Origin of the sequence: Schaalia sp. JY-X159 (assembly GCF_014525425.1) — a bacterium.
Classification (GTDB): domain Bacteria; phylum Actinomycetota; class Actinomycetes; order Actinomycetales; family Actinomycetaceae; genus Scrofimicrobium.
The window spans coordinates 669,396-689,448 of the sequence record NZ_JACEXI010000001.1 but is presented as its reverse complement, the minus strand read 5'-3'; the positions used below and the strand labels follow the sequence as shown (position 1 = coordinate 689,448).

General features: G+C 59.9%; 20 protein-coding genes and 1 pseudogene. 7 read left to right on the top strand and 14 right to left on the bottom strand.

Annotated features, from left to right (window positions below):
* Window positions 1-15: 15 nt before the first annotated feature.
* From IDL90_RS03010 to IDL90_RS02980, 8 genes and pseudogenes are all read right to left on the bottom strand, one after another.
* Window positions 16-483, bottom strand: coding sequence for a hypothetical protein (locus IDL90_RS03010; RefSeq protein WP_223175118.1), 468 nt, complete (start codon window positions 481-483; stop codon window positions 16-18).
* A 4-nt stretch (window positions 484-487) separates the two neighbouring features.
* Window positions 488-1,558 (bottom strand): CBS domain-containing protein, encoded by a 1,071-nt coding sequence (locus IDL90_RS03005; protein ID WP_187994276.1) that lies wholly within the window; start codon window positions 1,556-1,558, stop codon window positions 488-490.
* Between the two features lie 111 nt (window positions 1,559-1,669).
* Window positions 1,670-1,999 (bottom strand): 5'-nucleotidase, encoded by a 330-nt coding sequence (locus tag IDL90_RS11670; RefSeq protein WP_316930268.1) that lies wholly within the window; start codon window positions 1,997-1,999, stop codon window positions 1,670-1,672.
* Window positions 2,000-2,050: 51 nt separating this feature from the next.
* Window positions 2,051-2,178 (bottom strand): annotated as a pseudogene (locus tag IDL90_RS11800) (5'-nucleotidase); the annotation flags it as partial.
* Window positions 2,179-2,428: 250 nt separating this feature from the next.
* Window positions 2,429-3,052 (bottom strand): hypothetical protein, encoded by a 624-nt coding sequence (locus tag IDL90_RS02995; RefSeq protein ID WP_187994275.1) that lies wholly within the window; start codon window positions 3,050-3,052, stop codon window positions 2,429-2,431.
* A gap of 721 nt (window positions 3,053-3,773) precedes the next feature.
* On the bottom strand, window positions 3,774-5,000 hold the full coding sequence (locus tag IDL90_RS02990; RefSeq protein ID WP_187994274.1) for a type II toxin-antitoxin system HipA family toxin: 1,227 nt from the start codon (window positions 4,998-5,000) through the stop codon (window positions 3,774-3,776).
* Entirely contained in the window at window positions 4,984-5,229 is a 246-nt protein-coding gene (locus tag IDL90_RS02985) for a helix-turn-helix transcriptional regulator (RefSeq protein WP_182142425.1), read from the bottom strand. The genes IDL90_RS02990 and IDL90_RS02985 overlap by 17 nt, the downstream gene beginning before the upstream one ends.
* A 154-nt stretch (window positions 5,230-5,383) precedes the next feature.
* Entirely contained in the window at window positions 5,384-5,578 is a 195-nt protein-coding gene (locus IDL90_RS02980) for a hypothetical protein (RefSeq protein WP_182142426.1), read from the bottom strand.
* Between the two features lie 138 nt (window positions 5,579-5,716).
* Here IDL90_RS02980 and IDL90_RS02975 point away from each other — a divergent pair, with 138 nt between their 5' ends.
* The gene (locus IDL90_RS02975; RefSeq protein ID WP_223175117.1) at window positions 5,717-5,911 is read left to right on the top strand and encodes a helix-turn-helix domain-containing protein; all 195 of its coding nucleotides are present in this window, start codon (window positions 5,717-5,719) and stop codon (window positions 5,909-5,911) included.
* Window positions 5,908-7,128, top strand: coding sequence for a HipA domain-containing protein (locus IDL90_RS11665; RefSeq protein ID WP_316930267.1), 1,221 nt, complete (start codon window positions 5,908-5,910; stop codon window positions 7,126-7,128). Before IDL90_RS02975 ends, IDL90_RS11665 begins: the two co-directional genes overlap by 4 nt.
* Before the next feature lie 50 nt (window positions 7,129-7,178).
* On the opposite strand, the gene IDL90_RS02965 is transcribed toward IDL90_RS11665, so the two are convergent.
* Window positions 7,179-8,480 carry a hypothetical protein gene (locus IDL90_RS02965; protein WP_187994273.1) on the bottom strand — a complete coding sequence of 434 codons (1,302 nt, stop codon included), beginning with the start codon at window positions 8,478-8,480 and terminating at the stop codon, window positions 7,179-7,181.
* Window positions 8,481-8,786: 306 nt separating this feature from the next.
* On the opposite strand from IDL90_RS02965, the gene IDL90_RS11795 reads away from it, so the two are divergent.
* Window positions 8,787-9,119 (top strand): macro domain-containing protein, encoded by a 333-nt coding sequence (locus IDL90_RS11795; RefSeq protein WP_398401441.1) that lies wholly within the window; start codon window positions 8,787-8,789, stop codon window positions 9,117-9,119.
* Here the strand turns inward: IDL90_RS11795 and IDL90_RS02960 are convergent.
* Window positions 9,013-10,728 (bottom strand): glycerophosphoryl diester phosphodiesterase membrane domain-containing protein, encoded by a 1,716-nt coding sequence (locus IDL90_RS02960; RefSeq protein WP_259349580.1) that lies wholly within the window; start codon window positions 10,726-10,728, stop codon window positions 9,013-9,015. The two genes, IDL90_RS11795 and IDL90_RS02960, sit on opposite strands and share 107 nt — an antisense overlap.
* Window positions 10,729-10,820: 92 nt before the next feature.
* Between IDL90_RS02960 and IDL90_RS02955 the strand changes: the two genes are divergently transcribed.
* The 3 genes from IDL90_RS02955 to IDL90_RS02945 all read left to right on the top strand — a co-directional run bounded on the left by IDL90_RS02955 (window position 10,821) and on the right by IDL90_RS02945 (window position 12,700).
* Window positions 10,821-11,216 carry a hypothetical protein gene (locus IDL90_RS02955; protein ID WP_187994272.1) on the top strand — a complete coding sequence of 132 codons (396 nt, stop codon included), beginning with the start codon at window positions 10,821-10,823 and terminating at the stop codon, window positions 11,214-11,216.
* Window positions 11,217-11,447: 231 nt separating this feature from the next.
* A complete protein-coding gene (locus IDL90_RS02950; protein ID WP_187994271.1) occupies window positions 11,448-12,053 on the top strand; it encodes a TetR/AcrR family transcriptional regulator in 606 nt (201 codons plus the stop codon).
* Between the two features lie 86 nt (window positions 12,054-12,139).
* Complete coding sequence (locus IDL90_RS02945) at window positions 12,140-12,700, top strand: family 1 glycosylhydrolase (RefSeq protein ID WP_187994270.1); 561 nt, start codon at window positions 12,140-12,142, stop codon at window positions 12,698-12,700.
* On the opposite strand, the gene IDL90_RS11660 is transcribed toward IDL90_RS02945, so the two are convergent.
* The 4 genes from IDL90_RS11660 to IDL90_RS02925 are packed head-to-tail and all read right to left on the bottom strand — an operon-like array spanning window position 12,595 to window position 19,163.
* A complete protein-coding gene (locus tag IDL90_RS11660) occupies window positions 12,595-13,809 on the bottom strand; it encodes a DUF3322 domain-containing protein (protein WP_187994269.1) in 1,215 nt (404 codons plus the stop codon). The two genes, IDL90_RS02945 and IDL90_RS11660, sit on opposite strands and share 106 nt — an antisense overlap.
* Window positions 13,806-17,162 carry an ATP-binding protein gene (locus IDL90_RS02935; RefSeq protein ID WP_187994268.1) on the bottom strand — a complete coding sequence of 1,119 codons (3,357 nt, stop codon included), beginning with the start codon at window positions 17,160-17,162 and terminating at the stop codon, window positions 13,806-13,808. The genes IDL90_RS11660 and IDL90_RS02935 overlap by 4 nt, the downstream gene beginning before the upstream one ends.
* Complete coding sequence (locus IDL90_RS02930; RefSeq protein WP_187994267.1) at window positions 17,155-17,742, bottom strand: DUF4194 domain-containing protein; 588 nt, start codon at window positions 17,740-17,742, stop codon at window positions 17,155-17,157. Before IDL90_RS02930 ends, IDL90_RS02935 begins: the two co-directional genes overlap by 8 nt.
* Window positions 17,739-19,163, bottom strand: a complete 1,425-nt coding sequence (locus IDL90_RS02925; protein ID WP_187994266.1) for a DUF3375 domain-containing protein — start codon at window positions 19,161-19,163, stop codon at window positions 17,739-17,741. The genes IDL90_RS02930 and IDL90_RS02925 overlap by 4 nt, the downstream gene beginning before the upstream one ends.
* Before the next feature lie 189 nt (window positions 19,164-19,352).
* Here IDL90_RS02925 and IDL90_RS02920 point away from each other — a divergent pair, with 189 nt between their 5' ends.
* Complete coding sequence (locus IDL90_RS02920; RefSeq protein WP_187994265.1) at window positions 19,353-20,012, top strand: hypothetical protein; 660 nt, start codon at window positions 19,353-19,355, stop codon at window positions 20,010-20,012.
* The last annotated feature ends 41 nt before the right edge of the window (window positions 20,013-20,053 follow it).

The following is a 20,053-nucleotide window of genomic DNA, read 5'->3' as shown; positions in this document are numbered from 1 at the left end:
CCTCGTTCATCCAGTCTAGAAGTCTCCGGGTGCCACCTGGAAACAGGTCAGTCCGTTGCGGCGCCACATATCGACGACTTTCTGGCGATCGTCCAAGACGCCCACGACCTCGTACCGCGGGAGTAGTTGAACGTCGAGGATTTCTTCCTTGATCATCTGGTCGGGTCGGTTGTCTCCGGTTGGCCGCATATGCAGCTCGTTGAAGGGGATGCCATGATCTTCCAACCAATCTAAGGTCACCTTGCGTGAGTGTTCCTGGCGACCTGAGACAACCACGATCGCGTCAACATCCGGGTGGCAAGCGAGTGCGCGGACGACCTGGATTACTGGCTGATTGGGGACGTCATCGTTCAGTGCGACCGTTTCGTAGGGGTCGCGCCCATTTAGGAGCGCGAGTGTCCCATCGACGTCGACGATCCAGCATGTTGGCTTCTGGGGTCCTGCGATCGTGTCTCCGTTGCCTCGGTACTTTGGTGACTTCACGGGACTAGTCGGTTTCTGGGTGGATGGCTCGTAGCCATGCGAGGCACCGTTCCACTGTAGGTTCGTCCTCTTCATTTGAGGGCTCCTGCCGGAAGTGCATAAGGTTGTTTCGTACGTCTACGACCTTCAGAAGACTTCCTATGCAGACTGAGCGGTCGAGCTCTAGCCCCAGGATCTCCCAGTTTTTGGTGCCGAGAATACTGACGTAATCACTGAGGGATAAGTCTCTGACACCTGTGTAGTCGTTGCGTGCGTGTTCGGGAAGGCACTTGATAACGTTCTGATCATCTAGTTTGTAGACTAGGGATCTCAGGCGCCCTTCGATCTCAGCCAGTGAGAGGAAAATGCCCGTTGCGGATCGAAACGATGCCGCGAGATCACTCGCAGTTGCGATACCCACGATGAAGCCATGGGCGTTTCGATAGTAGATGAACTCATCTTTGAGGATATGGGGAACGAGATCCATGAGATCGTCAGAAGACTGTGCAATATAGCCTCCCGGTATCATCCATTTCTTGGCTTCTGTCGACTTTGTGTGACCCATACGGCTGGCGATCGACTGCCACGTTATGCTACCTAGCAGCTCTTTTCCGTTGGAGGCGATCACGGGAATTTGAGAGAAGTTGTACTTTAGCATCAAGGTTCGGGCTTTTGTGATGGTCTCGTTCGGCAGAACTGAGGTGAAGACCAAGTCCTCATCACTCAACGCGGATACAGGTAGACGGACAGTTTGCGCTTGCTCGGGAGTCCACTGGCCCTTGGACCGGAGTGTGATCTCACCCCAACGGTCCGCGCTCTCGAAGGGAGGGGTGGGGATGATGTCGCGCCGCTCCAGCTCCTCAGCAACACGGGCCTTGATCCGCCGACCGCGTTTCTTGTGTCCGAAGTAGTGCAGGAGATCGCCAACTGGCAATTTCGCGGTTGAACCGCCCTGAACTTCAGCCAGAATTCTTTCGACGCGCTCGCGGAGCTCCTCATCGGACTCGAGGCTTGGTTCGTTCGAAGTGGGTGAATCCTGTGCGCTGTCGGTCGCGCTAAGGGGATCGTACTCGTCCACGTGCTGGTCTACGGTCATGCGAGGTGTTCCTTGTCTTGCGGGATCCCACGGTTGACTTCTGTGGCAACGTGAGTGTCGCTGAATACCACTCTAGTTGTTGGGTGGTGTGGGTGTTGGGAGACAAGTGGGCTAGCTACTGTCCGTGGCATTCGCTACGCCAAAGGGGATGTGCACGCTGGGGATCTCTTCTGCGGCCTCAATCAAGTTCTTTGTCTGGTCGTCAAAGAAGATGTGGGGGAGCAGAACCTTCAAGAATGGGCCTTTGTCGATCCCGCCGAGGAACTCGGAAAGTCGGCCTGCCGGCAACGGCTCATACAGGTTGACGCTCTCGTGCGCCCTGAATGCATCGAGGCCCTCGTTTTGCATGATTCGCTCAGACGAGTCATCGGCGAGTACACCGTCGGAGTCGAACGCAATGCGTAAATCGGTACCTTTTGCATCTGCTGCCGGGTTTCCCAAGACCTGCCCAGCCGCGAAGCCCAGGTTGGTCGCGGTGCGAGAGGTTCATCAATCAGCTTGGCTTGGTACTCCCGATATGGGTCTTCACCCTTGTCACGAAAGACTCGATCGGAGTCTGTCAGGTCAAAGAGAGCGCTTGATGCGATGCCAACAACCAATCCCTGACGGTGCTGCGCCATTTCGAAATCTCCATCTCGTGATCGTCCTTGATCCTATGGTCATCCTTGCACTGTTGGCCGGAGACCGTGGAAGCTTGTAACTTGGAGGCCGGTGGTGAATCTGACTGAATGAGAGAAAGAGTCAATGTGAACCCAAAAATTCGCCACTTCCTCCCTACCTACGACCATCATGAGGATGGACTCTGAGGGTGCGCGAGCCCCGGACTCTCTGGTACGCCCGCGTGCTCGGATGCCTATCGTGGCTGCCTGCTCAGGGTGTTATATCCCCGAAGTTGTCGCCGAACTCCACTGTCACCTCGGCGTCAGGAACGATGCCTTGGATCAGCGAGGTGTAGTAGTTGGTGGTCTGGTCCTTGAGGAGGTCAACGTTCTTGACAACAAGTTCCTGCTGGGAGTCGTCGCTGAGGATTTCGGTGGCGACAGCCGCCGTATCGACCTCGGGTGTTACCCACGAGAGCACTCCGTTCTGATCCACTGCGGTCTGAAAACTAACGTTGCTGTGACCGATGAAGATGAACTCCGGGACCTCAACGGTGAAGGCATTCTCTCCCGTTTCTTTCAGGACCACGTCCTCGCCATTTACCCCAAGCTTCGCGTCGAAGTTGTATTGGAGGAAACGTGTGCGGGTTGTGCCTGGGATGGTGAACCCGAAGACCTGTGATTGGCCGTTCGTTTCGGCGATACCTTGGATGGAGACGCTCAAGAGGGCGATCTCTTCCTTACGTTCGATAGCCTTGACGACCTGCGTGTTTGTCGTCTCTGCCGAGGCGCCAAAGATGGGGGTCCCTAGGATTGCCGAGCTGCCCCAGATTGCGGCACCAGCAATCACCAACACGCCAGCGACTGCCGCGACGATTTTCATGAGGAGCTTCATGTTGTTCCCTCCCAAGGGACTGCGCGCCGCATTCAGGACCACGCAATAAAAACGGTTTTCAAATAACCATAGAGTTATATTTGCTTCCGTGCGCAGGCTTGGGAGCCTGATTTATACGTCCTTGGCCCGACCTAACCACTCTCGGTGAGGCCGGCCTGCTAAGCATGGACCAAGGACCCAAACTGCTGGCGGCTCCCTGTTTGGGTCCGTCTATAACGAGATCAGAGTTTCTGACATGGTGTGCTGTCCACGCGGCTGTAACAAGCTCCGATGGAGATAGGGAGAACTGAGGAAACATGGAACCTGCCCATGTTCCCACGATCACTGGGATGGTCAATTACCCTCTCACAGCGGGCGGTTCGGGTGGCAGAAGGTCTCCGTGTCGGGGGTGTCGGATGCAATCTCTCTTAGGAGCGTGAGCCTATCTTTGGAAACCTGTTCTTGGTAGTCGAGCAAGTCGCTGAGCTGCACGCGGCGGTGTATCCATTGATCATGAACACAGTCTGACAACTAATCGAAATAGTCGAAAGGTGTCAACAAGGGTCGATGGCTGGATTCTGCGCGCCTCGTCTTGGGTCTACTGGTTGCAGGAGGTGTAGGTATGAATCAGGCTCAGGTGGGGAACCGATAGTTGCTGCACGGAAGTTGGATGGTCTGGACCAGGTGATCCTTGCGGAGCTCTCGTCGACAAGTGCTCGCACACCCAGTGTGGGCTGCCTTGCTAGCGCGCGGGGCCGACGGGGGCGCCCTCGCTCAGGTTTCGAATGAACAGTTGGATGCTGCTTTGCAACTCGGGGTATGCGCCGGGCAGAGCTACCTCGTCACTGTTTGCGCGTGCCAACTGGTCAAGGGTTTCATCGATGATGGCTTGGGGGTCTGGCAACCGCCAAGCTCTGAACTCTTCGATCAGGTCTGTGCGTGTGATGTCGCGATGACGGTATTTGCCGTTGACAGCCATCGCTAAACGCCCATCGTTTGGCATGTGAGCTTGCGGAACGACGTCGTAGCTGGGAGCCAGTTCGATTGTTCCATCACGGTGATGGAGTAGGGCGAGGTTCTTTGTGTGCATGTCCAGGTCACCGAGGGCGACGCACGTGACGACCCGCCGTGCGAAAGTGCGCAGATCCGCGTTCGTTGTGAAAACTTTGAGGGCGTCTGCGACCCGGGGGAGGCTAACGACACCGCCAAGTTCCTGGTACTTCTGGTTTCGTGATGCCCCTAATGCCTGACTGAAGTCCTCCTGGTGGATCCGGTCCCCATTGCCGCGATCGTACCTTTCAACGACGAGCGTTGGAAGGCCATCGAAGACGTCGATCTGGGTTGCATAGTTCGATAGGCCAAGGAGGCGAGCAAGGCGTGCGCCGTATTCCTCGTCGAAGATGGTGGTGCTCCGTGGACCAGGAAGTTTTGGTTTCAGAATGTGTGTCGTCGGGTAGCCGCCCAACGATTGGGCCCACCCCTTTTCGGTGCGGACCAGGACGATCTTGGGTTGCACGCCGCCAAGTGAAGACTTGCCGAGGCCCGGTTCGTTCGCTAAGGGAAAGTTGATGGGGTCCTGTAGTAACCCGCGAACTTCTGTGTTGCTTCGGGGTCGCAGGTCAGGTGTGAGGGGCTCGGTTGGATCATCCTGATCCCAGATCTGCAGTGCACCGGCCACGTCGCGCCCATACCGGGCAAGGAACGCAGGGGTGTCACCCCGGCGAAGTCCTGCTTGAGCAAGCATGTACTCGTATTGATCACCTTCCGGAAGCAGCTCCTCAAACCAGTTGCGCCTGCGTGCCGCCCGGTGACGGACCTGCTGGTGGGTGAGCGGGATCGCCACTGAGAGGATATTGCTGTTTGCTCCGAAGTGGTTAAGTGCATCATCGGTCGGCGTGAAGTCGAAGCTCCGCGCGTCCCCTTCGAGAGTGCCAACCACCGTGGCATAGAGTTCAACTGCGAGGAGCATCAGCGCCGTCCCAGGAGGCAGTCAGCTCAAGGCCAAGTTCGCGTGACATTGCAAGGATCCTGCGTAGGTAGATAGTGGAGCTGCCGTTTTCAATTGTGCTGACTGTGCTTTGTGTCAGGCCCAGGTTGTGGGCCAGCTCCGCTTGGGTCATGCCGCGCTCTAGGCGAGCCTGTTGGATCGCAAGCCCAACGTCCGCTGGAACTCTGAGCCGCGCCGTTCGCTTCGCCATAGGACCTCCTTTATGTAAATATCAAGATACCAAATCGGTATCTGAATATCTAGATGGCGGCTAGCTTCATGCAAGAACCCGCGACACCTTGCGCAAGATTGAGTCCGGGAACCCGGGCGTGGGTTTCGGCAATGTCGCCCAGGTCCTGCGTGCCCTAGGCGTACTCGATTTGGTAGTTACTGCGGCTGATCCTCTTGAGAGTGATATTGGCCGATTGTGTGCGCGCGAACGGGATTGCTTTACACGAAATCACGATGATGACGGCGTCGATAGGTCCCAGGCTGGGCCCGGCAACAGAGTTCTCGGCCACAACAATGGTTAGGCCTATCGAACCAAGAATATGCACCATGTTGCGTATTGGATGATTTTAGCTTCCTAAACGCTTACGTACTAGATTGATATGCAGTATATTGCGATCTAGGTACAGGCGGTGCTATTCCGGGTGTCAAACGTGCATTGCATGCAATATGTTGCGGGAGGTGTGGGCGTGAATCAGGCTCAGGTGGGGGAAGCGATAGTTGCTGCACGGAAGTTGGATGCTCTGGACCAGGTGACGCTTGCGGAGCTCTCGTCGATTAGTGCGCGCACTCTCAGTGACTTGGAAAGGGGGAGCGGGAACCCTACGCTGGCCTCACTACTCAGGGTGCTGGACACATTGGGATTGGAGTTGACGGTCAAGTGAGCCCCTCCAAGTCCGTGGTCGACCTCGACGGTATCCGCAAGACGAAGGTTGCGAATGTCTTCAAAGGTGGCCTTCTTGCAGGGACACTGCGCAGAACTAGTTCTGGAGTTGTGGAGTTTCGCTATGACGAGAGCTACGTGAGTGCGGGCGTCCCCATTGCTTTCTCTTTGCCTATAACCCCAGAGCCTGTAATCACCCCGGGCGGAGGAGTCCCAGCCTTCTTCGCCGGTCTATTGCCAGAAGGGTACCGGTTAACGTCTCTTCGTGAGCGGCTCAAGGTCAGTGCAAGTGATGAGCTTTCGCTGCTATTGGCCGTGGGTGCGGACACTCCGGGAGATATCCAGATACTTCCCGAGGGAGTGTCTGTTTCCCATGCCGACGCTGTGGAGGCTCCGGTCATTGTGGATGAGGAGGGCGCCCTCGACTTCTCCGGCCTGCATAGCGCCTTGGATCTGCATGCCTTACCTGGGGTGCAAGACAAAGTCAGTTCGCAGATGATCACGGCTCCCGTGGGAGGTCGCCTGCCGCAGTCCATTCTCAAACTGAACCCGCCTCGCTACCCGGGGCTGGTTGAGAATGAGTTCGCCCATCTGAATGCCGCAAGCGCCCTCGGCCTGCCAGTGGCGAGTGCCAAACTCCTGCGGGATAGGCACGGCGAAGCCGGGCTTTTGGTGCGGCGGTTCGATCGAGTGGACCACGGTGAAAACGGCGGCGTCACTCGCCTTGCCCTCGAGGACGCGACCCAAATCATGGGGCTCACCCCGGCTCAGAAATACAATGTCGCGGCGGAAGAAGTCGTCCATGCGCTTGCAGAACATTGCGCGGCTGGGATGGTGGTGAGGCGGAATCTGTTCATGCAGTTTCTCTTCGCTTGGCTTACAGGCAACGGTGATCTGCATGCCAAGAATGTGGCGTTGCTGCAGGCGGGGGACCGTTGGCAAGTTTCGCCGATGTACGACGTGGCGAGCACTCTTGTTTATGGGGACACCACGATGGCGCTAGATATCGACGGGCGCAGGAACAAGTTGAGGTGGAGGAACTGGATGCATTTTGGCGAGAGCATCGGCCTTCCGGAACGTGCAGTGTTGTCCGCTGCCAAGAAGGCGGGCGATGCTGCGGCCGGAGTGGATTGGGAAGACCTGCCATTCGAAGGGTCGCCGCGCAATGGGGCGCTGCGGGAACTTCGCTTCCGGCGGGCGCAGTTGCCGACGGCCTGACGGGCGAGGGCATTCGGTTGGCTCAGATTGAGTCGATCGTGGCTGCTTGCTCAGACAGATGTGTCCGCGTCCTCGCCCGGACCGGGTCCATCGCTGGTGTCGACCTCGTCCTCGTCGGGTCCCGCCAGCGCTGCTGCCTTGGCCGATACCTTGCGCAGGAAGGCGGAGCGGCTGACGCGGGCTTTGCCTTGTGTTTCCTCGCCGAACTCCTTGAGGGTCTGGGCGTGGTCGAGCGTGGTGTCCACAACCGCATCTTTGGCTTCTGCGACAGCTTGCAACCATCGCTTGGCGTCGATGGCTTCGCGGCTCAACTCCGCGCCGAGCAGGCGTTGGAAGTCGATGATCTGCTCGGCCGAATCGTTGGCAGGCACAATCACCGCCTTCGCCTGGATGGGTTGCAGGAGCACCCGGGTGTTGGCTTTCCTAGCAGTCGCTTCAATCTGGGTCAGAAGGCTGGTGGTGGTGTGCATGATGAGGGCACGACGCTTCTCCCGGGCAGCCCGCAAGCCGGTCTTGTGCTGTTCGAGCTCTTCAAGGGAGGCATCCATAGCCCTGTCCAACTCAAGAATGCCGATTGCGTCTTGCAGTTGGTCGCACTGGGCGAGGACGGCCAACCACTCCTGAATCGCAGTGCGGATCTTGGGGGCGTTCTTCGCGAGGTCACCCAGCCGGGCCTTCTTGGTGACCTTCTCGGAGATCGCATCCAGTTGACGGAGCGCGTAGGCCTGGGTTGTGGCGATCGGGAGACCAGCATTTTGGATCTTGGACCAAGAGACCTCGGAGACATTCCCGGTGTGGGAGCGAATCGTCATGGCCTCGTCGAGGACCAGGGCGACGCCGATCATCTCGGCTAGGGCGGAGTCCTTTTGGGCGCGTAGGACGTCCTCGACCTTCTCATCAATCGCGGCGAGGTAGTCGGCTATCTCCTTCAGGCTCTGCTCAAGCGCCAGTTGGAACATCATTCCAGACATTCCCGCCAGCATTGCAGGGTTCGCTAGTTCGACTGCTGCCGTTGGAACGAACTGGAGGTTCTTGGCGAACTTGCCATCAGCTGCGCGCAGTATTGCGTGCGAGGCGCCCGACGTGGAGTTCATGACCATTGGGAGCGTCTTCGCTGCCTCTGCAGACTCCACGGTGAGCTTCATCCAGCGGCCCGAATTTGCGGCCAGTTCTGAGCCTTGTGCCAGGACACCAGCGGAAGTGTTGAGGTTAGTGCTGAGCTTGGGGAGATCGAGGTCGGTTCCCGGAACGCCCTCTAGCCCATATGCGGTCAGGAAGCTTGCTACTAGATCCGTATTTCCGAGGACCGCGAGGCCGTCTTCGGTTTGAACCAGCTCGATTTCGTCATGCATCGTTGCGCCCTTAATACGTGGTGGAGTTACTTCCAGACTACCGCGGAGCGGTGCGGGCCGCCTGACTTGATGGAAGCGGCGGTGGCCTACGTATCAAGAAATCGGACCTCCCGGGGCTGACGAAAGAGGGGGTCTACCTGGCCGCTCCGCAGAAATGCTACTTATGGAGCCGATGGACAAGCAGAATGCATCAGAATAAGCGCCGAGAGGTAGTTATTCTGCGGGGCAGTGCTCGGCACGTTTGTGTTTGGGGCTCGAGAGGTAGTTATTCTGCTGGAGACTGCTGATCTCGCGGGGGGCCGGAGGATGCCTGACGTTGCGGGTGGGGTCTGGGACGATGGCGGCATGACTCATCTCAACGTTGTCCTGGGCGATATTACGACGCAGCATGTTGACGCGATTGTCAATGCTGCCAACCGGCAGATGCGCGGGGGCGGTGGAGTTGATGGGGCGATTCACGCGGCTCTTACCGTAACTGCTTGCGGGTCGGGGCCGAGGGTTAGAACGTGGCAACATCCTTACGATGACAACCTCACTTACCCACAAAACTGCGCAGCGTATCCAGGAGGACACCGGTCATGCCACGTTCGTCGCCGATCGTCTCCCTGCTCGCCAGCGCCCAGTCTGGATGATCAGTGATCATCGCGTCGATGTGCCGCTCCAGATATTCCCGCTGAGGTTCCATCTCATTCACCGTCCAAACGAAGAATCCCAGGCCGGTGCCGGAGACGTCTTGCTGGAAGTCCGTGCTTGCGCTTTCCTCTTCGATCACGATGAAATCGGCGGTAGTCTCCGGGGCGCCTTCCCCGGCGACGGGCATGATGTATCCGACTGTCAGGCCGGGTCGCATTGCCTTTAGCTTCTTGGCGGAATCTGCATCAAGCGTGTGGTAAATGTTGTTTTCGAGGGCGCCCAGGCGTTCCATTTCTGCCACGAACAGTTCCACATGGTCGTCAGAATCTAACCCGCCCATCTTGATTTCCATCAGGAGTGGTAGGTCGAGTTCCTGTGCTTTCGTCACGTACTCTTCTAGCGAGGGGATCGCGCCTTCATGTCCGCGCTCATCGTGAACGGTCATCGCAGTTGGTTCCTCTTGAGTGAGGTCCTTGACGTTGACGTCCTGCCCGGAGAGGCGCTCCAGGTTGGGGTCATGCATGACGATGAACTTCCCGTCCTTGGTCTGCATGACATCCATCTCGACCAGGTCGGTTCCCACAGCCTTGGCTGCCTCCAGGGCCTCGATTGTGTTTTCTACTCCGCCATCAACGAAACCGCGGTGGCTAGTGACGAGGGTCGTTGGATGCTCGTTCATTGCCTGCATCACGGGAACCCAAGTTATCCCGAGGACGACCGCGGCTACTGTGCTGAGGCCGACCAGTGTCCAGCCGGTCTTCCTGTGACGTTCGGGGGTCTTCGTCGCTAAGTCAGGCACTGTGGTCCCAGCGAACTTTTCCGTCAGAACAAGCAGCAGTGCCACCAATAGTGCGGTGGCGGCGGCTGCGCCAAAGACAACCAGAACTTCCCCGGCTCCCGCGGTGAGCCCCGCGACAGTGGCTGATGCTCCTGGCGTGAATCGGTCCGATAGCGCCGTCGGAACCAACAGGAGAGCAGCGCCGACAACAGTGGCCGCGAACATCTGCACAGCGATCAGCAGCACGCCACCCAATACGATCAACCAGTTCCAACCAGCAGTGAGGCGCCAGCTGGTCTTCATTGCGTCCCACCCAGATTCGGACGTGCGCACGAAGACTGCAACAGCCAAAGAAAGGCGTAAAGCCACGTAAAGGGCGATGAGGTGGAGAGCCCTGATAATCAACGCCAGGGCCGGTGTCTTCATGAGCTCACCGGTGATGAATGGGGGAATGGCGATTCCCAGTTCCAAGACAGAGATAAGACCCGCACCCAGCAGCGGAAGAAGAATCAGCAGGTATGCGAGCAGCGCATAGGAAGATGGCTTCCAGAGCCGTTTCCAAGCATCCTTGAGGGGTGCGGCCAGGGCGCGCAGGTGGATGGCCCCGGTTTCCTGAATCTGGCGGAGCGCCAGGGTGACCAAAGCCAGCTGAATCGCGACGACCCATGCCGCAACCAACATGAGGACCAGTAGCAAGACGCCGGTTAGCACAAGTGACGGACCCAGCCGGATCGTTTGAATGTCTAGGGTGACCATTCCGGCACTGCGAAGGGCCTCTTCGAAAATCCAGTTGAGTACCGGCATCACGATGAGCATTATCAGAGCATTGAACGCCAAGATCAACGCAAACAGTGGGGCTCCGGCGCGTATTACCAGCCGCCATGGGTTCGGGAATCTCTCCGGGTGTTACCTTGGCTGTGTATGAGGACATGGCCGGGAAGATATTCTCTGTGGGTGAGGCCTTTGTTCTTCTTGGCTTTGCTTCCATCCTCATCCCCATATTCATGGCTGAGCCCGGAGTCCGTGGTTGGTTTGCCCGTACCAACAACCGCTTGGCTGAGCTGGTCGGGCTGCCCGTGGTGGCCAGCAATTGGCAGCTCTCGATGAGAAAAGCCCAGCCGGTGATCCGGGTTGCGTTGGGCGCCGTCTTTACTGCTCTGATCATGTTCCTGCCCATCCATATTTGGGGGATGATCGGGATCGTTGTGGGTGGGCTGCTGGTGTGGTGGGTGACCGCAATCCTGGAAACTAATCCAACGTCCGTAGAGATCCGCGTTGACATTGATGCAGCGAACGTCGGGACGGACCCGGCATTTGCGGGATAAGAGGCGCTGCTAAGGTGTGCGCGAAGTGGCTCTCTTCGCTTCGGCTGGAGGCGCCACTTGCGTCACAATCCCGCTGGTTATGAGGTCGCTCGAGGACGGAACCAGCGAGATTGCGCCGATCAAGCTTGCCGACCCCCAGACAGTAGTTCTGAATGGGGGTGGCGGCGCGCCTGTACAATCTGAAAGTGGAGCGACGTGATTGCGTCTCGCCTTTAGAGAGTAGGAGGTCGTATGGCAACCCGCCTGACCCCACAAGCGCGCCGCGCGTACATCCTCACAAGAACCCGAGAGATGATCGCACGGGAAGGTCCAGAAGGCCTGAGCATGCGCAAGGTGGCTCGAGAGTGTGAGATGACTGCGCCCGGAGTTATGCACCACTTCGAGACGCTAGAAGATCTGATGACAGAAGTCCTCACCGTGCGTCGGGAAGAGGAGGCCAGCCGTTATCAGGAGCTTCTCCTTGAGGTTGGAGCGGGGGCAACGTTGCGCGATCTGACAGATATTACGGTCCGCGTTGCTTCGGAAAACCCGGTTGAGGCGCAGAATTTTGATCGACTCGAAGCTCTAGCACGGGTCGATCCGACCCATCCCGCGCACAGGTACTACAAAGGAAACTCGGTGGTGGGCGAGGTTGGTCCGCTTAGCTCGTACCTGGCGCAACTTGAGTACCGTGAGCCGTTAGCAGTCCTGAATGTGCTCAGTCTTGTCGCCGAAGGGCTACGTGCCAGATGGACGCGATCTGAAGCGGTGCCCGATTTTGAAGCCGATTGGCTTGCTGTTGCCGACGACGTCTTTGCTGGATTCGAGCATTTGCGCAGGGATCCAGACAGTTCCTGAGGCACGGCCACGATGGGCCATACGGGTCACAAAGTCCGCTGCGATACTTGGTCTCCAAGTCCCCTGAAAGTTACCAGGCTGTCAAAGTGCTGCTGGATGCACACAGTCGCATGGTCGACGCTGTCCACGCTGGGAACAAAGATGCCGAAGTTGGCGTGACAATTTCGATGCAAGAGCATGTCGCAGAGCCCGGTGGGGAAGAGTTCGCCAAGGCAGCAAACGAGAAGCTGAACTTGAGCTGGCTACGCTCGGCGGGAGCCGTCGGCGATTTTGTCGCTGTGCAAAATTACACGAGGCACCGTTACAACTCCCAGGGGCGCATTACTGAAACTGAGAACATGGAGGACGCCGGCTACACCATGGCTCCAGGGTCTCTCGGTGCCACAGTACGTCTGGCGCATGATGTGACCGGGAAGCCGATCTGGGTCACCGAACACGGAGCCGACTTGCCCACAGCCCGGGACGCGGAACGGGCCGCATTTATTACCGCTTCACTAGGCGGGTTGCACGACGCTATTAGCGATGGGGTGCCAGTTACAGGCTATGTGCACTGGTCCTTGACCGACAACTGGGAGTGGGGAGGCAGGCGCCGCAGCGCGTACGCCCAATCCAACCTCTCCTGCTCCAAACGCAGTGCCGGGGCGTAGCGCCCGGTGACAAGGTCCTCGTACAGTGCGGCCTCGTCCTCGTCCAAATGGGGAAGATACGCGCTGGTCGGAGAGGGTTCACTACCCCAGCGGGCCTCGTGACGCAGCAGTGTCTCCCGGTCCATCAACACCGACCGCACGCCGGGCAGGTGCGAGCGCACGCGGTTCAAAATCGCGAACCCGTGCGTGTCCAAATCACCCCAGTAGAGGACATCGCCACGCGCGGCCACCTCGGCCAACCAGGTCAGGGAAGCGGGCGTGGAGGCATCAAACCCCTTGCCCCAAATCACCATGCCCCCGGCAGGCACTGGAGCGCTGAGGTACGTCACCTCATTCTCAATGATCAGGGCCTGTTTGATACGAGGGCGTAGGGCCGCCAGTTCGGTGGTGCGCAGCGATGCCTCAGTAATGCCTGCCGGGAAACCGAGAACCTGCGGGTCAAAACGCAGGCGCACGAACGTGGGTTTGTGAGCCAAGCCCAGGTCGGCCGCAAACGCTGCCTCACCGGGGCGAACCCCCAGCAAGCTAGCGAGCACAGACCGGTGGCGTTCCACGAACTTTGTATCGACACCGGGCTCATCTATTTCCCGCAGATACCGGGCTGAGTCGCGGTTGCGCTCCAACCACTCCAGCGCTGCCAGGATAGTAGGCCACTGTTCGGCTAGGCCCAATGCGGTTAGAGGGTGTGCCACCACCCAGTCCCACACCTGCGGCACATGGCTTGATGCCGCCAAGACCTCGTCAAAACGCTGCACCTGCGGCGCCTTGCCCAAGAGGTAGATGGCCTGGTCAAACGTCTCGATCATCGCGCGCGCCGGCAGCTCTGTCCTGCCCAGATGGCGCCCACCCACACTCTTGGTGTGGATCCGGAAGGCTCTGCCGTCTTTACTGGCGCGGTCGAGTGTCGCCACCCAACCGCGAGCCTCCTCAAGGTGCTCGGCCAGGTCGGCGGCCTTCGGGCCGCGGAGCGGAACCGCGATCGGCTCGAAGGGCTCCCCGGAGGCGCGCCCTCGCAAGAGTGCGCCGTTGTCCCACCGCTTGGCAACGCGTGCGGTAATAGCCGCGGGGGTGGTCCACGCCGCAGGCCGGGGCGCCGTGGCGGGTGTCACGACCTGCGCTCCCGGAACTCCTCCACGGTCAGAGTATGAACGCGTGAGGCCGAGCCATCCGGATTATCCACGTAACCAATCGAGGAAACGTAAGGCTCAATGACATGCACCTTCTGCAGCGGGGTGATGATCAGCAACTGCAATCCCAGTTTCGCAAACAGCTCCAGCGCATACCGCGTCGACTGGTCCGAACCGCGCCCGAAAGCCTCATCAATGACGGCGAAGCGGAAGTCCTTCGACTTCTCCACACCCCATTCCAAACCAAACTGGTACGCGAGCGAGGCCGCCAGGATCGTGTACGCCAACTTTTCCTTCTGCCCGCCTGATTTCCCATCAGAGTCGGTGTAGTGCTCGTACTCCTCCCCGCTGTCCCGGTCGCGTTCCGAGGCCGCGAAACTGTACCAGTTGCGAACGTCGGTGACCCGCGCCGTCCAGGTCTTATCCGCCTCGCTGCTGCCCTCGCGACCGCGGAACCGGCTGATGATCTGCCGCACCCGCTCGAAGCGCTCATTCTTATCGTCGGAGTCACCAAGCAGGTCCCCGGTTGCGGCCCGCATCTGCCTACGAAACTCCTTGATGTCAGTGTTAGGGGTGGGTTCAGCAACCAGCTCGATGATGCGCCCGGGGTTGTAGTCAATGGCGCTGAGCGCCTCATTGATGGTGGCGACGCGCCCGCGGATCTGCTCAGACTGCTGACCCAACCACTGGTTGAACCCAGCCAACTCCTTGATTGTCTCCGAGTTTAACTGGCGCTTGAATTCGGCATCAAACCGCGGGAGATCATCAGTTTTCACCCGTTCGTGAAGAGTGCGGAACTCGCCGATTGAGCCGATACTGGCATCCATTTCCGAAGTGAACTCCGGCCAACGCCGCAGCACCTCACCCATCTGCTGCACAGTCGCGGTGGTGTAACCATTGGCCTCGCGTTGGGCGCCCTCGATCGCATTCGTCAACTCATCGCCCAGGGTGGCCCGCAGCCGGTCCAGCTCATCAGCGCTACCAGTTGGGCGCCTGCCGATGCGCGCTGTAATCGGTTGGGATTGTTCGAGGGCGGCCGCCCGCTCCTCCCGCGAGGCTGCTGCCACGGTCTCCGCTTCCCGGTCGGCACGCTGGGTCAAGGCATCGGCCTCGCTCTCCAAACGCCCGATCTTCTTCACCGCGGCCTCGTACTCAACATCGAGTTGCCTCTGCTGCGAGGCCAGTTCACCCAGGCGGCGGTCAATCTCTGCCAAGTGCGTTGACCCCGCCAGTATCCGGTCCCGCTCACGCACCAGTTCCGCCCTCAGTTTGGCAGCGGAATCGCGATCAATTTCCGTCCACGAAGAATACTCCTCCACGCGACCCAACGCAGCAGCCCGACCCCGCAGTGCATCCATTTTTCGGTCGAGGGCGGCCAGGTCAGCCTCGAGGGCTGAGATGCGCTCCGCATGCTCCGTGGCCTCGCTGCTGAGAGCCTGTATCTTCCTCCTGGTTGAACGGCCAAGAATCCAGTGCCTCGCGTCGTTCACCTCGTGCCTGTCGTCCTTGACGTGCCGATCCCGGTCACGCACCAGGCCCTCGCGGGTGACGGCGCGCTCCTCGCGGGCCAATTCCTTCGGACCTGCAACCAGGTGGTGTTCGGCGCGTCGCGCCAGCTCTGCTACCAGGTACCTCTCGAAGGGGCCGGGCTCAATCTGCAAGATGTCGCGCAGACGCAACACCCCTGGGGAGTCCAGTGGGCTGGCTTGCACGCGCCGCTCAGAGACACGCAAATACACCAGTCGGGCTCGGAGGTGATGCGCGTTCACCCACGCTGTGACCTGCGGGTAGTGAACCTCAGGGACCAGCAGACTGGTTGCAAAAGGGCCAAGAACGCGCTCTGCGGCCCCACGCCACTGTGCGTGGCGTTCATCCACCTCAAGGAGTTCGGCGGCAAACGGCAGATCGTCCTCGGACAAACCCAACTCCGAACACAGGTTGGCGCGCACCTCCACCAGCTGTGGCGGCAAGTTGTTGCGACGGCCCTGCAGGCTGCTAATCTCTGCTGCCAACCTGCGGGCCTGTTGCTTCTCGGCGCCCAGTTCGAGGACGAGGGGGTCGCGTTGCGTGGCGAGGGTGATCCGCTCAGCCTCAACCACGGGTTGAGCGGCGCGCGCCGAGCCGACCCTGTCACGGAACTCCTCCTCCGTCTTCACGCCAGGAAGGCCGGCAGCCGCCAGGTGCGCCACGAAACGCCCGTACTTGTCAGAACGTAACTGCACGGCGCTGGAAGCCTCGATGATCTCCCTGTCAATCTGGCTGATGCGGTCGCCGCCGGCAGCGCGACGTTCATCTTGGAGGGCGTCACGCGCCGCCACAAGATTGGCGCGGCCGCTATCCAAGGTCGCCCTGGCCTGTATCGCCTCATGGACGCGGGCCTCCATTTCGCGGCGGGCATCCTCCAAGACCCGTTGCGTACGCTCGGCGAAGTAGAGGGGCAGTGCGCCGCGTTCGCCCTCGTACTGTCTGCGACGCGAGGTGGCGTCCTCGTACTTGTTGGCGCTAGCCACCAGAGGGTCAAGAAGCGACAGCTGCTCTTTCGCGCGCTGCACCGCCTCATACGAGCGCGTCAGATTCTCAAAGTGGTCGACAATCTTCGCTACGCGACCTGTCGCATCGGCCGGTTCCAACATGTGGCTGCGAACAAAATCGTTGAGATTCCCCACCGACTTCAAGGAAACCGTCTGGTGGAACAACTCCATCGCCTGCGCCGACGTGATCCCCAGCAGGCGGCGCATGTGGCGAGCGTACTCGGGGAAAGCCGTATAAATGCCGAACCCGCGCTTCCTCAGGCGGGCGCGCAACGCCTTGAGATCATCCCCAAAATCACTGAAATCCGCTGCAATACTGAGGCGCTCGGAACTGGTGACATAGAAGCGCTCCGGCTGCCCGACGCGGTCCTTCTGGTGGAAAACCTGCGCCACCGTCACCGTCTCCCCAAACCCCTCATTGACGAAAACCCCCAGAATCACCGAGTATGAACGGTCATCCCGCAACGCCACGGGGCGGGAATCGCCAGTCGCCTCGTTGCGCTCCGAACGGTAGTGCCCCTCAACGTAACTGCGCAGCGTCCGCTCCCGCGTCGCCGCCCCCGCAGCCTTGTTGTAAGAAATCTTGTGGGCAGGAAGCAGCAGGGTCGTAATCGCATCAACCAGTGTCGACTTCCCACTGCCTATATCCCCGGTTAGCAGCGCGGTCGTCCCCGCCGGGTTCAACTCCCAGACGTGACGGTCAAACGTGCCCCAGTTGTAAACCTCAAGAGTGTGCAAGCGGTAGCCCGAACGCGTCGAGGACGGAACATCAAGTTCGAGGGCGGAAAACAACGCGTCACTCATCGCCGGCCTCCACTGCAGCGTAGGCAGCGAGCTTGCGCGCAAAATCCGCCATCGTCTCCGCGTCAACGTACGCCTTGATGATGCGCTTCACCTCCCAGGACGGCTGGTGAGCGCCGCGCAGTTCCTCCAAGAAACCCAACTTCACCACCTGCGTAATTGAAGCATCCACGCGCTTGACAATGCGGACCTCATCTGTGGAATCAGGGAGGAAGAGACGCAGCATCTCCGTGATGGCATCCCGCTCCAAAACCAGTTTGCCCTCCTCACCCCCGGCCTCGAACTCCGCGAGACGCTTGCGGAGAAGCAGCAGAAGGAGGCTCGCGTTGTAGGAAAGTTCGCGGCGTTGAACCAGGCGGGGGAGGGGATCCTCGCCCTCCTCCGGAGCACTGGTTTTCAGGTAGGCGTAGCCCTCGACCTCGTCGATGATGACCCGCACGCCGATTCTGGCGAAGTGGTCCAGAACCGGGGCGCCATTGCGCTCCAGGGTGCGCCAGACGTCCTCGTTCGTCTCCCTGTAGATGACACCCTGCATGAGTTTGATGATGGCGGTCGAGGACGCCTGCTCCTCCGGGGTCCTCATTTGCGGGCCACCGTGGTGTGGGGCAGGCGGACGCGGCGCATGGTGCCGGCCGGGTCCTTGTAGTCCATCGTCATCTCTTGATCATCGTCCATTTCAACGTCGATTTCCTCCCCGGAAAGAGAGAGGTAGCCGAGGATCTCGGCGACGCCGTCCTCGACCGGGAACAGGGTGAGAATTTCGGCAAGGTCGACCCGGGACCTGGGTGGGACGACGGCGCGAATGTTGCTGGCCAGGGCGGCGGTGTCGATGAAGCGCTGGGAGAAGAGGGCCTCGTAGTCGGCGGGTTCGACCTCGGCGGGAGCGATCAGGCTGTCGACTCGGGCGGGAGGCTGTGAACTGTGAAGCGGGCGTTCGAAAGGCAAGTTGATCGGCAATCCCGGCAGATCAATTGTCAGGAAGAGGTCTGGTGGGTTGGAGCGGACGCGCAGAGCCGCCTGCTCGACGGTGCGGACCAGGTCGAGGACGCGCCGGTTCTCAATCCACGCCTTATCTTCCAGGAAGCGGCGCAGCTGTTCACTCAGGTTGCGGACAGTTTGCTGGGTGCGTTCGGCCGCGTCCGCCCAGTCATGGTGGATGTAACGCAGTCGCTTGTCGGCCATGACCGCGGGCATGGCTTGGACGGCGGCGACCAGGTTTGCGAGGTCTGTCTGCTGTGTTTCTGAAAGGAGGAAATCGTAGAAGGCCTGGAAGCTGCGGCCCTGGTCAGAAGAAGAAATGTCGGTGCGGCTGGCGACCAGGGCGTCCAAGAGTTCGCCTTTACTGCCGTCCCACCCGGCGATTTGTTCGCGTGCGGAACGGTCAAGGCTGCGGAAGTTCTCCTCGACCTCCCGGAAGTCAGAGATCAGTTCGCGGGCGTTGGAAGAGAAGTGTTGGTAGCGGTCGCGCAGGGCGGTTTCATCAAGGAGTTCGGCGCGGCCCTCGAGGACGGCCTCGATCTCTAAGTCGATCTCGTCGCGGCGGCGCTGCAGTTCGGCGATGCGGGCGTCGGGGTCCGTCTCACTACCGTGAACGATTTGGCGCAGCAGCTCAAGGAGGGTGTGGAGGCGGGATTCGGTGCCGACAAAACTGCGTTGCTGGAGGCTCTCAACCCAGCGGTAGGCCTTCTCAACGGCGGGGGTTGCGTCATAGTGCACCTCGTCCGCATCGACGGGGTAGAACTTGCGCAGCCAGCCGCGAGCCGGATCCGCCCAGTCATCCAGGTAGGCCCGGGGCTCGCGCGCGTACGCGTCAGGGTCGGAGAGTCGCACCGTATAGAGGTGGTCGTCGAGGGCGTCGATGAGGACGCTTGCGGGGGTTGCGCCCTGGTTGTCCTCAATGAAGTGCTTGCCCAGAAAAGACAGGATCAGGGGTGCATTGTCGGCACGCAACAGCTTCCACGCCGGGCTGAGGTCGCGCAAGGAGACGATTGTGTCGAGGTCCACGGGGACAGCCTAGGCGATGTGGAGGTCCTGGTTGGATTCTCAGGAAATCTGGAGAAAGTGATCTAGGCCGTAACCATTTCGTTATAAAGCATTGTGGTTTAGGCTGTGCGGTGACTGAATATCCGGCGTGCGCTCTGGTGGGCGCGCGCCGCAGACTAGGCGAGTATGCAGAGGATCGGACCAGAGTAGATGAGAGTATCCCAAGCGACCCGGATGGCGGCCACCCTAATTGGCGGTGTCGTCGGGGTTGGAGCTCTAGTAGGAGTCTCCGCACCGCAGGTTTACAACGACCCGTCCTCGTCATCCCTGGAACGCAGGGCCACTTCAATCCTCAAGGACGCTACGCGCGGCACTGCCACCATCGTCTCACTGGATGTGCCGTGGGAGCCGGGGGACACGGTTGGGGCCGTCGCCGAGGCGCCGGTCGCCGCAACTGTGGATGAGGGCGCTCCTGCTAGCGAGGCGACAGCATCACGCAGCGCCAGTGTGGCAGCGGCGGGGGTCGGGCAGTGCGGGACGGGCGATACGTGGCCGAACCAGGTGCGCTCCATGATTACCTCACAGTTTGGCATCAGCGACATCGGCGGGTACCGGCCGGGAGATCCGGGAGATCACGGGAGCGGGCTGGCGCTTGACGTGATGGTGCCTGGTAACTCTGGTCTGGGCGACAGTGTTGCTGCATGGGCCGTTGCCAACAGGGGCAGTTTGAACGTGTCGTACGTGATCTGGAAGCAGCAAATCAACATGGGTGGCGGATGGTCAGGCATGGAAGACCGGGGGAGCATCACGGCAAACCACTACGACCACGTACACATCAGCCTCAACCCCGGGTGGGGATCCTGCGGTTAGGGTGAGGCTTCGAGCCCTGCGGCTGGGTTGGGGCTTCGAGT